The 14,809-nt window shown below is 33.0% G+C and carries 11 protein-coding genes and 1 pseudogene; 7 read left to right on the top strand and 5 right to left on the bottom strand.

Going from position 1 to position 14,809, the window contains the following annotated elements:
• Positions 1-54: 54 nt before the first annotated feature.
• Positions 55-435 (bottom strand): GtrA family protein, encoded by a 381-nt coding sequence (locus HMPREF3264_RS02240; RefSeq protein ID WP_002444133.1) that lies wholly within the window; start codon positions 433-435, stop codon positions 55-57.
• Positions 436-451: 16 nt separating this feature from the next.
• On the bottom strand, positions 452-1,939 hold the full coding sequence (locus HMPREF3264_RS02235; RefSeq protein ID WP_070871787.1) for a DUF6056 family protein: 1,488 nt from the start codon (positions 1,937-1,939) through the stop codon (positions 452-454).
• A 182-nt stretch (positions 1,940-2,121) separates the two neighbouring features.
• Between HMPREF3264_RS02235 and HMPREF3264_RS02230 the strand changes: the two genes are divergently transcribed.
• From HMPREF3264_RS02230 to HMPREF3264_RS02220, 3 genes are all read left to right on the top strand, one after another.
• Positions 2,122-3,267, top strand: coding sequence for a glycerate kinase (locus HMPREF3264_RS02230; protein ID WP_070871786.1), 1,146 nt, complete (start codon positions 2,122-2,124; stop codon positions 3,265-3,267).
• A gap of 46 nt (positions 3,268-3,313) precedes the next feature.
• Positions 3,314-4,021, top strand: coding sequence for a hypothetical protein (locus tag HMPREF3264_RS02225; protein ID WP_002444140.1), 708 nt, complete (start codon positions 3,314-3,316; stop codon positions 4,019-4,021).
• Between the two features lie 173 nt (positions 4,022-4,194).
• On the top strand, positions 4,195-5,397 hold the full coding sequence (locus HMPREF3264_RS02220; RefSeq protein WP_070871785.1) for a putative multidrug effflux MFS transporter TcaB: 1,203 nt from the start codon (positions 4,195-4,197) through the stop codon (positions 5,395-5,397).
• 150 nt (positions 5,398-5,547) lie between these two features.
• Here HMPREF3264_RS02220 and HMPREF3264_RS02215 read toward each other — a convergent pair whose 3' ends face one another.
• Positions 5,548-6,015, bottom strand: coding sequence for a GyrI-like domain-containing protein (locus tag HMPREF3264_RS02215; protein WP_070871784.1), 468 nt, complete (start codon positions 6,013-6,015; stop codon positions 5,548-5,550).
• Between the two features lie 158 nt (positions 6,016-6,173).
• On the opposite strand from HMPREF3264_RS02215, the gene HMPREF3264_RS02210 reads away from it, so the two are divergent.
• Positions 6,174-6,788, top strand: coding sequence for a C39 family peptidase (locus HMPREF3264_RS02210; protein WP_002444146.1), 615 nt, complete (start codon positions 6,174-6,176; stop codon positions 6,786-6,788).
• A gap of 389 nt (positions 6,789-7,177) precedes the next feature.
• Here the strand turns inward: HMPREF3264_RS02210 and HMPREF3264_RS02205 are convergent, their stop codons facing one another.
• Positions 7,178-7,987, bottom strand: a complete 810-nt coding sequence (locus HMPREF3264_RS02205; protein WP_070871783.1) for a metallophosphoesterase — start codon at positions 7,985-7,987, stop codon at positions 7,178-7,180.
• 332 nt (positions 7,988-8,319) lie between these two features.
• Between HMPREF3264_RS02205 and HMPREF3264_RS02200 the strand changes: the two genes are divergently transcribed.
• Together HMPREF3264_RS02200 and HMPREF3264_RS02195 are read left to right on the top strand one after the other, a co-directional pair.
• Positions 8,320-9,723, top strand: a complete 1,404-nt coding sequence (locus tag HMPREF3264_RS02200; protein WP_002444151.1) for an amino acid permease — start codon at positions 8,320-8,322, stop codon at positions 9,721-9,723.
• 251 nt (positions 9,724-9,974) lie between these two features.
• Complete coding sequence (locus HMPREF3264_RS02195; protein ID WP_070871782.1) at positions 9,975-12,182, top strand: cation:proton antiporter domain-containing protein; 2,208 nt, start codon at positions 9,975-9,977, stop codon at positions 12,180-12,182.
• Positions 12,183-12,278: 96 nt separating this feature from the next.
• On the opposite strand, the gene HMPREF3264_RS02190 is transcribed toward HMPREF3264_RS02195, so the two are convergent.
• Positions 12,279-14,108: an APC family permease gene (locus HMPREF3264_RS02190; RefSeq protein ID WP_070871781.1), complete on the bottom strand. Its 1,830-nt coding sequence runs from the start codon at positions 14,106-14,108 to the stop codon at positions 12,279-12,281.
• A 288-nt stretch (positions 14,109-14,396) separates the two neighbouring features.
• Here HMPREF3264_RS02190 and HMPREF3264_RS02185 point away from each other — a divergent pair.
• Positions 14,397-14,809: pseudogene (locus HMPREF3264_RS02185) on the top strand (serine hydrolase domain-containing protein); the annotation flags it as partial.

Here is a 14,809-nt window from a genome sequence, read left to right as displayed (position 1 = left end):
CATATAAAAAATACCACCTAAGCCTCAATCGACTTAGATGGTATGGTTAACAGTTTAATCTCGCAACAGCCATTTAGATAAGATAAAAGTAATTGGAATGGTAATCACTAATCCTGCAAATGGTGCAATTTCTGAAGAAATATGAAACCATTGCACGAATATGTATAACAATAGCGTTTGCATCCCCATATTCACAACTTGCGTTAACGGAAAACTCAAAAACTTTTTTAAGGTAGGTTTGACTTTATAAACAAAATAACAATTTAAGTAATATGAAATGATGAAACTCACAATAAATCCTGTGACGTGACTGACTAAGTAATTAACATTTAATAACTTTAGAAGTAATAAATATACAATATAGTAATTTAAAGTATTGATTCCACCCACTATTACAAATTTTATAATTTCATAATGTGTTTGGGTTAATCTCATTATGTGTCTCCTTTATTTATTCTCCATCTACTCCAAAAGGTACTACTTTAAATTTTAAATCTTTAGGTAAGTCATAATATGTCTTGAGATCATTTAAGTCCCTTTCCTGTGTAGGTGTTGTTAAATGTGTGTATCTTTCAAATGGTAAACGTTCTAGAATGATATTCTTATGACTTTTACCATTTTTAAGTTGCGTTTCAATATTTTCAATTCTATGTACACTATTATTATAAATCAAACTAAATCCTACAATTAAAATAAAGCTTAGTATACAAACTAGCGTTTTTATAAAAACTGTAGCACTGTTAATACTTTCACCATATTGCTTTGCAAAACAAAGTACAAGTATCATCCATAGTACATAAATAAAGTAAAAGTTCCGAGGGCCTATAGGCGCAACAAATAACAAAGGTAACGTTGCTAATACGATAGACACGAGACAGCCTATTGCGATGGCTCTCATATATCTTTCATTTATCACTAATACAATGAAGTAAATCAAACTTACAAAATAAACGGTACATATTAGTAAATTTAAAACGGCGATTGAAAATGATTTCGTATACAATTCGAAATGAAATTGATTATAAATCAATACCTTATAGACAGGTAGACTAAATAAACAACTGAATAGTACTATTTTTAAAATGATATGCTTCGTTTTAAATATTATATTTTTAAGTAATAAGCCCGCTACTAGTAGTGATATAACAGTTAATATTATATATTGATCAAGAAAGATATAATTTGGTAATTGCATCAACAATGTATAGCCTGCTTTATGTATGAATCCCCCTTTATCTGAAATTAAATAATATGCCGCTTTCCCTTCAATAATTTCAAAATAAATCGGATTTAAAAACATGATAATCGCACCTATACAACTTAGCATAAATCCTACAATCAAGTAATAACTGAGCTTTCTATGTTGAAAGAAATAAATAATTGAACCTATGAGAATCATTAAACTGTTGTATATTGTCATATTCTCAATGAATAATTGGCCGAATAAGCATGCGATTAAAAAAAGCCAAAGATGATTGATACTCGCTTCTTTCTCACCATAAAGTATATATATAATAGAATATAAAATAAAAAGCGAAACGATGGTTGAAGGGATATAATTATAAAATCCTGCAAACCATCCATAAGTCTCACTATAAATTGAGCTTGGGATAATAATAGATAAAGTGAAAGTTATAATAATAAACAATAATTTTCTGTTCACATTTGCTATCATGGTGCATAAATAGATGATGAAACATGACAAAAACGTATAGCTTAAACATTTGAAGATTGCGCTATGCATAGCAATAATTTCTAAAAAACTCCCCAAATATCTTCCATTATTCTGCATGAGATCATGACTCAATGAACTCAAATGAGAATTTAAGTACCAATGCCAATCTACAAACGATAATGGCGTTAAAATAGCCATAATGAAGTAGAAAACAATAATACCTATATACCAATAAAGTTGTTCGTGTTGTTTAATTTGATTCATAACTTATCCTTTCTGTGATGTCTTGATGTTCTATGAAAAACATGATTTATTTAAATTTTATTATAGACATATAATATTATAAAATACATCCTTTTACTAAAGATAATTATGAACATTACTTTAGTTGAAGTTCATTTTTATATAAAATAGAAATAAGACATACTAATAGGAAGTGATATCATGTGTCACATTTAAAAATTGTTATTGCACCTGATTCATTTAAAGAGAGCATGACAGCGAAAGAAGTAGCACAAGCCATTCAACAAGGATTTCAAGAGGTCTGGGATAATTATATTACATTCGATTTAATTCCTATGGCTGATGGCGGCGAGGGTACAACTGAGGCTTTAAAAGAAGCTTTAAACGCGACATCATACACCGCTAAAGTCAAAGACCCGCTTCATAGAGAGATTGAAGCAATGTACGCCATAAGTGATCAACATCAAACAGCAATCATCGAAATGGCGGCTGCTTCCGGTCTTGACTTATTGAAAGATGATGAAAGAAATCCACTTTACACATCTTCATATGGAACTGGACAACTCATTAATCATGCACTTCATCATGGTGTTAAAAAAATCATCTTAGGCATTGGAGGAAGCGCAACGAATGACGGCGACGTTGGAATGTTGCAAGCATTAGGCGTTTCCTTTAAAGATGTTGACGGTAAAGAGATTGCACAGGGTTGCGCAGCATTATCTTCCATTCACCGTATTGATATCTCTCAAATGAATCCATTACTACATGACGTGGAATTTAAAGTGGCTTGTGACGTAACTAATCCACTGTTAGGTGAAAATGGCGCAACCCAAGTATATGGACCTCAAAAAGGCGCAACAGAAAAGATGATACCAAAGTTGGATTCCGCACTTAGCCACTATCATGATAAAATTGAAGTAGAATTACACAAGCGTGTTAAAGATAGCCCTGGCTCAGGTGCAGCTGGCGGAATGGGAACTGCATTACTCGCTTTCTTAGATGCTAAGCTACAACCAGGAATCGAACTAGTTCTAGAGGAAACACATTTTCAAGAAAGAGTGAAAGATGCACATCTTGTCATAACTGGAGAAGGTCAACTGGATAAACAAACGATTTACGGTAAGACACCTATAGGCGTTGCGAAATCAGCCAAAGTCTTTGACATTCCAGTTATCGCAATTTGCGGTAGTCTCGGAACCAATTATCAAGCAGTGTATGAGCACGGCATTGATAGTGTCTTTAGTATTGTTGAACATCCATGCGATATTAAGACTGCTCTTGAAAATGGACCCAAATATCTTCAAAGAACTGCGTCAAACATCGCACGATTAATCAAATTAAATTTATAATTAAATCTAAGACATTGAAGTTTACCATTATTAATGAGGTGACATTATGAAAAGAACGGACAAGTATAGAGATTCTTACAAATATGATAACCAATATCAAAATCATAAAAGACGAGCAGAAGAAGATGAATATCGAAACAGAGCACAATCTCAAAATCGACCAAACGCTCAACGACCAAATCAACATAGAGATAACAGAGGCTTTGAAGATGAACCTGAACGTTACTACAATGGCCGTGACTATCGTCGGGAACAACAATTAGAAGAAGAAAATGAAAAATCAAGTAGAACTAAAAAATGGCTCATCGCACTTGTCGTTATATTATTAATTGTGGTAGCGATATTCGTAACACGTGCAATCATGAATCACAATGATGATAAAGTAAATAACGATCCAAACGTGTCTCAAAATTATAAAAAACAAGTTGAAAGTCAGAATGATGACATCAACAAACAAGTGGATTCTGCTAAAAGTGATATTAAAAATAATAAAAACAGTGAATCTCAAATTGATAAATTACAAAGTGAAATTGACAAATTAAAACAAAAAGAAGAAAACAATGCCGACTCTAAATTCACTCAATTTTATCAAAAACAACTAGAAAAACTTAAAAATGCTAACAACGCACAACAAAACAACGAAAACCAAAGTAAAATCAATAGTATGCTTGACGATATCAACACTAAATTTGATAGCATTAAATCAAAATTAGAAAGTATTCTTAACGGTAACAGCTCAAATTCAAATAATTAAAGCAACTCAATTCATACCCAATCGTCGAATCCATTTAAATCCTAGAAAGCAATGTAATCAACTAGCTTTCTAGGGTTTTTATTTATTTTAAATTTCAGATTAAAGTTTAATACTTACAAACATATGTAAAACGTATATAATTAATGCTGTAACTTGTTCAAAGGAGATTATTTATGACAAATTCAAGTGCCAAGCACTTCTCAATGATATTAATCATTATTCTAGGAGTAATGACTGCTTTCGGCCCGCTCACAATAGATACATACACACCTTCATTGCCTAAAGTTCAGCATGATTTTGGTACATCAACCTCAGAAATACAACTTACATTATCCTTTGCAATGATTGGTCTCGCACTCGGGCAATTTTTATTCGGTCCGATTTCAGACGTTTTTGGTCGTAGACGTGTCGCAATGATTTTAATGATAGGATACTTCATCGCATCAATGATTTCTGTATTCACTACACATCTCACATTATTTTTAATCATGAGATTCATTCAAGGATTAACAAGTGGCGGCGCGATTGTCATTGCCAAAGCTTCAGTTGGAGATAAGTATGATGGTAATGCGTTAGCTAAGTTTTTAGCATCTTTAATGGTAGTGAATGGGATTATTTCTATATTAGCGCCACTTCTAGGCGGATTGATATTATCCATTTCTAATTGGAGAATGATATTTGCATTTCTAACATTCATCGCTGTCATTGTATTGGTTGGTGTTTTCTTGAAAATGCCTTCACACATACACACAGCCCAAAATCGTCTTAATTTCAAAGATATTCTACAAGATTTCATATTTTTACTTAAAAAACCAGCATTTGTTATACCTATGCTATTACAAGGGTTAACTTACGTGATGCTATTTAGTTATTCATCAGCATCTCCTTTTATTACCCAAAGGATATATCATATGAGTGCTCCACAATTTAGTGTTATGTTAGCGATTAATGGTGTAGGTTTAATCGTTGTAAGTCAGCTTGTCGCACTCATAGTTGAAAAAATAAGTAGACATAAAATTTTAATTTACTTAACACTTATACAAATTGCAGGAGTGATATTACTCGTCATAACATTAACTTTCCATCTGCCCTTATATGTGTTACTTATTGCGTTCTTTATTAACATTTCACCAGTAACCTCAATTGCACCATTAGGCTTTTCAATGGCAATGGAAGAACGTACAGGTGGAAGTGGTAATGCTTCAAGTTTACTTGGATTGTTTCAATTTATCCTAGGTGGAATCATATCTCCCCTCGTCGGTTTAAACGGAGAACATGACATGACACCCTATTTAATGATTATTAGTATCACTGCAATATTACTTGTTGCACTACAAATCATATATTTCAAACTGTATTCTAAAAAGGTTTCCTAATACCAATACTTCCGCATTCAAAATATCATAGCCTCTAAAATGACTTTTAAGTAAAATCATTTTAGAGGCTATAATCATGTCTATTATTCAAAGTCTCTGTCATATCATGTTAGAAATGATATTTAGACAATTATGTTATGGTTAAGCAAATCAATGAATTGGCATCCAAATTTCTGTAATATAGTTATCGCTTTCTGTGTCGCCTTCTCTATATAATTCGAAAAATGGTGCTTGCTTAACTTCGATATTTTCATTTGGAATCAACTCGCGATGAATGTGATTCATTGTTTGTTGAACGCTTTTAGGAACAGGTCCTTTCGCTTCTACGACTAAATATTTTCCACCTTCCAAATAAAATGTATCCAAACCATCATGTGGGTCGTCAGTGCTAGTAACACCAATCGCATAGTCCATCGTTTTATCTTGATGAGGTATACATACTCCTAAAAGTCCGTTAAGTTGTTTATCACTTTTTTCAATTAATCGTTCATCCAATTTCATTGAATGTACATCTTCCCAGAAATCTGCAATATTGCTTTGTGCGTGTCCACCACTTTTATAATGTCTGTAAACACCAATAAACCTAGTTTTTTCAAGATTTTTTATATTATAGTCCATTTGATATACCCCCGTTTAAAATTTTACTCAAATATCTTATAACCCCTTTTCACAATAATAACCTTATGAAAAAGAATAAACATTTTAATATACTAAATGAATCGTACGTTATATAATATTTAATACTACATAAATACTAGTACGTTGAGGAAAAAATTATGAAGAAAACGATTCTACCAGTTAAACCTATAAGTCAATTATTCCCGATACCTATGGTGATGGGTTGTGAGGGTGTTTCTGCAGCGATGTTACTCCAATTTAATCATTATTCAATCAAAGCCACTCATATCATGAGTCAATGGCCTACCCATCCAAATAATCCATACAAAGGTTACGTGGGACATCCTTTACTAGTTAAGTTTGGTTATCATCAAACGATATTTCCAGATGCTTTTGTCCCATTTTTACAACAATATGATCAACGTGTAGTAAATGGTACAGGCACGAGTTTGGAACAACTTGAACAAATTATCAATCGTGGTCAACCTGTCATTATTTATCATACAAGTTTAGGCACTCGACCCCTTCATCGCGTTTTTCATTTAGATGATCAACCTACACGACTCGTATCGAATATTCATGTCACTTTACTTATCGGTTATGATGAGACTCACTACTATTATATCGACCCTTTATGGACTCGGATAGCAAAAGGTATCATCTTGCCGTCGATTATCCCCAATAAAAAACAGATCATTAAAATTAAAAAATCGAAATTAAAACGTAGTTATGATGCACCCGGTCAAATGTGTGTGTATATCAATCCTAATTAAATGAAAGAGGTCAGGATAAAAGTGTTCAGGATTTGAGCAGAACCAAACAATGAGTAAAATTGCTTCTCAAATTTTGTCGAATTGTGAATGTGTTACTTGCCGAAAATCCTGCTTTTGGGAGTGGGACAGAAATATAATTTAACAAAATTATTTTCGTTGTCCCTCTCCCAACTTGCATTGTTTGTAGAATTTCTTTTTAAGAAATTCTCTATGTTGGGGCCCGCCGGCAAGGATGGCTAGGATTGAAAGAAGCTTGATATAAGCGCACTTTCAATTCAGACATCTACTGCCAATATGTTAAAGAAAGCTGAGACAATTAATTATGTCTCAGCCTCAGAGCATAAATGATAAAGTTCCCAACCTCTTTACGTTTATATTATATTTAAATACTAAATATCAAAATCTACTAGTGCGTGATTCATTTCCATCTCCATATCTGGCGTTCTCCATTGTCGCTGATACCCTAAGCACGGACAAAGATAAGTTATTCCATTTTCCTTAATTTCCTTTCTAAAATGAACGTGCCCCATAATACTATATTTGATAGGATATGCTTCATAGATAGCATCAAAATCATGAGTCCCTATAAAAGCGTTGAAGAAATCAAAAATACGATGTGGTGTTGGCACAACAAATTGAGGATGTGTAACAATGTGCGTCATTAATATGATGTTTCGATTACCCACTTGCTTGATATCCTCTTCTACTTTATTCGCTGCTAATTTGGAAAGTTGTTGATCAGAGAGTGACCAATCCATTCTCACTTTATCTTGCCACGTTGCCCCGTAATGTTTACCTTTTTGGATTTTATCTTGAGTAAACCGTGTATCGGCATAGCTATAATCATACCAACCTGTATTTCCAACTATTGCCCATTCGTCATTAATAATGAAAGGTCGCCCAATTAGACATTCTTCTTTTGACTTGTAGTAATCTAAAATTTCAGTAGATGTTTTATCAGAGTCATCTGACCATAAGTCGTGATTCCCAGGTATAAAGTATGTCGGAATATTAATATTATCCTTTAATTGCTTTATAAAATGATAACTCATTTGATAATCGTTAGAAATATCTCCCGCAATTAATAAGATATCTAGCTTTCTTTGTTGAATAACCTGACTCAAGACATTTAAATATTCATCTTGCTCCAATTTTGGATGACGGTCTACATGTAAATCTGAAATTGCTCCTATTTTCATCGTTTAACCCTTCTCAACTATGATTAAATTAATATTTATTATTACATATCAAGAAATCAAAGTTAATTAATCAGTATTGTAAAATGACTTGCTATTTGAAGAATAAGGATTATAATTAAGTATAATTTTTAGCTTTAATGAATTTTTATAAATTAAAATGATTGCGTTCGAATATTTTGATAATTCTAAAAAATCATAAGTATTTATTATCACAAATGTTACAATAAATGTATTTACTTATATTTCTGAAAATTATTGCTTTATTCAACTCATTTCTATATTATTAAACGAAAGAAAACGCTTTCATATTTGCTTTTCTGAGGAGGAAATCTATGGCTAGACAGTTGCATAGAGAGTTGAATAACAGACACATTCAATTAATCGCAATTGGTGGCGCGATTGGTACTGGATTGTTTCTAGGTTCTGGACAAACGATTTCGTTAACTGGACCTTCACTGTTATTTACCTACATGATTATTGGGATTATTTTATTCGCATTTATGCGCGCATTGGGAGAATTGTTATTAAGTAACTCTAGGTTTAATTCATTTGTGGATATTGCAAATGAATACTTAGGGCCTTTCGGAGGCTTCGTCATTGGATGGACATACTGGATTTGTTGGGTAGTATCAAGTATGTCTGATTTAACAGCTATGGGGCAATATTTTGCATATTGGTATCCTCAAGTCCCCCATTGGCTCACTGTATTATTTATTGTATTGATTTTAATTTCATTTAACTTACTTGGTGCCAGATTGTTTGGAGAACTTGAATTTTGGTTTTCAATCATTAAAGTGGTAACGATTGTCGCGATGGTCATCGTTGGATTGGTTTTAATTTTCCTATCATTTAAGACGCACTACGGTCATGCATCATTTACAAACTTGGTTAAACACGGCGGAATGTTCCCACATGGTACATTCGGATTCTTAATGTCATTCCAAATTGCAGTATATTCATTCATTGGTATTGAGTTAATCGGTGTAACTGCAGGTGAGACGAAAGATCCTGAAAAGACAATACCTAAAGCAATTAACAACGTACCTGTCAGAATTTTACTCTTCTATATTGGCGGTTTATTAGTCATTATGTCAGTGATACCTTGGGATAATATCGATCCAGACAGTAGTCCATTCGTTAAATTATTCAGCTTAATCGGTATTCCATTTGCAGCCGGCATCGTTAACTTCGTCGTATTAACTGCTGCAGCATCAGCAACTAACAGTGGTATTTATTCTAATAGCCGTATTTTATTCGGTTTGGCTAAACAAGGTTTAGGACCTAAAGTGTTAACTAAAACGAATAGTAATGGTGTACCTTACCTTTCAATGTTTGTTTCATCAATCACGCTATTAGTGGCTGCATTATTAAATTTCATCTTCCCAGATGCCATCAAGTTATTCATCTACGTCACAACATTATCAACTGTTCTATTCTTAGTCGTTTGGGCGATGATTATCGTTTCATATATTGTTTATGTTAGAAAGAATCCCGAAGCACATAGAAATAGTAAATTTAAATTAATTGGGGGTCAAGGTGTTGCATTTGTCGTTTTAGCCTTTTTCTTCTTCGTGTTTATATTATTATTCTTTAGTAATGACACGCGTGCGGCAATATTTATCTCACCAATTTGGTTTATCTTCCTATTCTTCTACTATAAAAAGTACAAAACGAATGCTAAAGCTTTAGCTAAAAAACAACGCATACTCGATAAAAAGCATGCAGAAAACACATAAATTAAATTTAATAAAGAGGATTGGGGTATATCCATCCAAATACCATGGGAGTGGGGTCGCAATATAATTAAGTAAAATTATATTGCTTCACTACTCCCTTTTTTATATCAATTATCATCATCTGTATGTATCTCTTCTTTTACGGGTAATAATCAAATAGATGATTATATTTTCTTTTAAACATTGCACTCATGCTATTTATACTATGAAATGGTAAAATATATGTTATTGATTTTATAGAGGAGAATCATATGGAACTATTAGAAGCTTTCTTAATATTTATATTTGCAGTAATCGTAAGTTCTGTTTTACATAATATGTTTCCGAAGATACCTACTGCATTTATTCAAATCGGTTTAGGTGTGATTATCTTCATCCTACCTATCCCAATGCACTTCGAGTTTGATTCCGAAGTATTTATGATGGCCGTCATTGCACCTCTCCTCTTCGTTGAGGGGACACACGTTTCGCGATCTAAATTACTCGAATATCGCAAACCAATTATATTGATGGCAATGGCATTAGTTTTTACAACTGTCATCGGCGTTGGATATTTTATACATTGGATATGGCCTGATCTACCTATGCCAGCCGCTTTTGCGATTGCAGCCATCCTATGTCCAACTGATGCTGTAGCTGTTTCTGCGATTACACAAGGAAAGGTTTTACCTAAAGGATCAATGTCGATTCTTGAAGGTGAATCTTTACTGAATGATGCAGCAGGTATCATTTCCTTTAAAATTGCGGTCACTGCACTTGTGACAGGTGTATTTTCTGCAATGAATGCCATTGAACAATTTATTATTTCTACTATTATTGGAATCTTAGTTGGTGCAATCTTTGGCATTATTGTTGTCAGAGTCCGTATCTACCTTACAGCGAATAAAGGACTTAAGGACAATAACACTTTGACATTTATTCAATTACTCACACCATTTGCTGTTTACTTTTTGGCCGAAGAACTTCATGCATCAGGCATTATCGCTGTCGTTGTAGCAGGTTTAATTCATGGTTTAGAACGAGACCGATTAATCCGTGCACAAACAGAATTGCAAATGAACTTTACGCAGATATGGAATACTCTGAGTTATGCATTAAATGGATTTGTATTTGTGGTGCTCGGCTTTATGGTACCCGAAGTGGTGATGGAGATTGTTAAAGATGAACCTGAGAATATTAAATTCCTAATTACGATTACTTTGTTAATCGCACTTGCAATCTATGTATTTCGCTTTATATGGGTCTTCTTATGGTATAAAGATTTTTATTTCCCGAAAAATATTCAATATTATATGAATGAGTCGGAGGATGAAGAAACACCTCCAAAGCGATCACATTATGCATTCATTATGACAATGTGTGGAATACACGGTACAATTTCACTCTCAATGGCATTAACCTTACCGTATATGATTAATCATGGACATCAATTTGAATATCGCAATGATTTATTATTTATTGCATCGTTAATGGTCTTAATTAGTTTAATTTTAGCTCAAGTCATCTTACCTCTGATTACCCCTTCTGAGGAGGAACCTCAATTCAAAGGTATGAGTTATCAATCGGCTAAGATTTTCATCGTTCAGAATGTGATAGATCATTTTAAAAAGGAATCTAAAGAACAGCCAACAGTAGATTATAGACAAGTGATGAACCAATACTTCCAAGAATTAGGATTTCTGTTAAATATAGAGCCAGATAATAAGAATACGAAGGAACTTCGGAGATTAGAAGATATTGCTGAAGATGTTGAAACAGAGACATTGGAACGACTTATCAATAGTGGCAAAATCGATGCGACAAATTTACGTGATTATCGTAGCGTCATGGATGTAACGCAAGCGTATAATGAAAAAACTTTCGTTGAAAAATTCACACGTTTCTTCAGAATGATTTACTTACGTTTCAAAGCTAGAAAAAATCGTAGAAAAGAAGAACGCTTAGTTCATAAACAAGCGCATGCAAAATTAAAAGAAGCACATCAATCGTCTAGTGAAAACAAAGAAAAAATTAGAGAACAACGCGAAGCTTATAAAAATTCTCGAAAAGAATTGAAAGAACAACGTGAAATTAGAAAGCAACAATTTTACGGAAGTTATAAACAAGTTCAAAAGATATTAAGAATTGTTAATCATCATATCGTTCTAAGAATGAAGGAAGAACAAAATAGTTCAAATGTATTAGAAGTGAGTTTAGTCATTAATCAATACTATTCACTATCCAGAATGTTACGTAGCCGTTCCCGTCATCTCACGAAGACATCTAAAGAAAACGGTCAACATACAAATGAACTCGTTCCTGAAATTCAAAGAGAGTTGAAATTAGAAGGCTTATATACACAAAGAAGTGTATTAGATGAATTAATTAAGCGTAATAAAATTACAAATGAAGTCGCAACTCAAATACGTGAAAACATCAACTATAATGAAATTGTCCTATCACATGAATCAGATGAATAGAACTTAATAAATCATTGGATACCTCAATATAAAAGGCTCAGAAAGATGATTAACACATTCTTTCTGAGCCTTTCTCTATTTTAAATGGTGCAAATTTTATTTTTTAAGTTTAAATGGAATTGTACATAAAATAACGTTCTTTTGATAGATGAGGTGCATTTTCAATCTAAAACTTGTTTGGTTATGCAATAAATTATGCCACGGTTTCTTAGGAATAAATTCAGGCACAACCACTGTAATTAAATAATTTTGATCATTTGCTTTCTTACGAATTTTGTCGATGAATCTTGAAATAGGACGGATAATACTTCGATATTCTGAATGTAGGATGACTAATCTTACATCTGGGAAGTGTCGTTTCCATTTCTCCATCAACGCTTTATCGTCTTCATCACCAAAAATCACATGTACTGCAATCACATCATTGTTAGCCAACATTTGTGCATAATAAATCGATTTATCAACCGCAGTCGTAATACTAGGTATTGGCACAATAGCCAAATTACGATCCACTACAGGAATATCATGTACATCGATATCTGAACGCAATTCTTGAGCTATATTTTTATAATGCGTATTAATTCTGATAAATACGGACACAACAAATGGTAAGAACAGTAATATTGGCCATACTTGAGTGAATTTAGTAATTAATAAAATCATAAACACGATAAACGTTATTGTTCCGCCTACTAAGTTAAATGATAATTTAATCCCCCAACCTTTAGGTCGTTCTTTTGTCCATTTTAAAACCATTCCAAACTGAGCGAGTGTAAATGGGATAAACACACCAACGGCATATAAAGGAATTAAATTTTCTGTCATTCCATTAAATACAATAATTAAAATAATTGCCAATACACCTAATACAATAATCGAGTTAGAATAACCTAAACGATCTCCACGAACTATAAACATACGTGGCATGTATTTATCTTTAGACATTGATGCAGCCAACATCGGAAAAGCAGTAAATCCTGTATTAGCAGCTAGTACTAATATCATTACTGTCGTTGCTTGGACGAAATAGAAAGCAACATTATTACCAAATATTTTTGATGCTAATTGAGATAATACTGTTGTTTCAGTTTGTGGCATAATGCCATAAACGTAAGATAACCCCACGATTCCTACAAGTAAGACAGCAAGGATTGAACCCATTGCGATAAGTGTTTTAACTGCATTTTTAGGTGCAGGATCTTTGAAGTTAGTCACGGCATTAGAAATCGCTTCTACACCAGTTAAAGATGATGCCCCAGAAGAGAATGCCTTCAATAATAAGAATAATGTCACTCCTGGTACTGCAGTCCCCACAGTCGAATGCATATGTGGTTGAACATCTCCAATTGCTACTCTGTATGTTCCTACAATAATTAATACAATTAAACCTATGATAAATAAATAAACTGGATAGGATAACACTGTTGCCGATTCAGTTAATCCTCTCAAGTTCATGATTAATATGAATAAAACTAATAAACAAGCAATTAATACTTTAAAATGATATAAATTCGGAAATGCAGCTACAAATGCATCTGCACCCGATGAAATACTTACGGCAACTGTCAAAATATAGTCGACTAATAGCGAACCACCTGCGAGCAATCCCCATTTCTCGCCGAGATTCGTCTTAGATACCATATACGCGCCTCCACCTTTAGGATAGGCGTATATCACTTGTCGATATGACATGATTAAAGCTGCAAGTAAAATAAGTACCGCACCAGCAATTGGCAAAGTATACCATGAAGCAACGGCTCCAACTACTGATAGAGTAATTAAAATCTGCTCTGGCCCATATGCCACAGAAGATAATGCGTCAGAAGATAAGATTGCTAAACCTTTGAATTTAGTTATTTTCTCATCCTTCAAATCTCTATTTTTCTTTGGTCTACCGATCAAAAGTCTTTTAAATTGATTGAACATGACTCCTACCTCTTTAACTCTTTATCAATGGCTAAACTATACTCCCATCTTTAGAAAATGTATAGGATTTCATGATATCTTTTATTATATAGTTTACTCAATTAGTGTTATAATACACTTATTTTTAGTTGTAAATTACCAATTATTTTAACTACAAAAAGATTGTCAACAACGTGATGAGCCTTCTTATGAAGTAATCTTTACGAAAACTGTTATAATAAACACACTTATTACATCTAGGTTGCGTACAATCAAAAATATAAAACATAATTGATAGAGGATGGCATAATGAAAACAAAACCTTTTATTATCACTGCTTTCGTAATGATGGTGCTTTTAATGAGCGGTATATTAACAAAACACTATACAGCACATAGTAAAACCGAAACGATGTTAACACATCATTCGCTAAAGCAAATCGATAGCATTGTCCATTCAGCAATGCGAAATGGGAAAATACCAGGAGTTTCTGTATTAATCATTAAAGATAATAAAATCTTCTTAAATAAAGGTTATGGTTATGCTAATGTAAGTCAGAAAACAAAAGTAACACCCCGTACTCGATTTGAAATTGCTTCAAATACAAAGGCATTTACTGGATACAGTGTGCTACAACTTGCTAAGGAAGGTAAACTGAGTTTAAACGATAAAGTATCAAAATATGTACCTGGTTTTTATATGAATTATGATGATGAAAAAAA

The organism is Staphylococcus sp. HMSC62A08 (genome assembly GCF_001839105.1).
Taxonomy (GTDB): Bacteria; Bacillota; Bacilli; order Staphylococcales; family Staphylococcaceae; genus Staphylococcus; species Staphylococcus caprae.
Note: the sequence above shows the minus strand (reverse complement) of the source record. Positions and strands in the feature narration are given on the sequence as shown.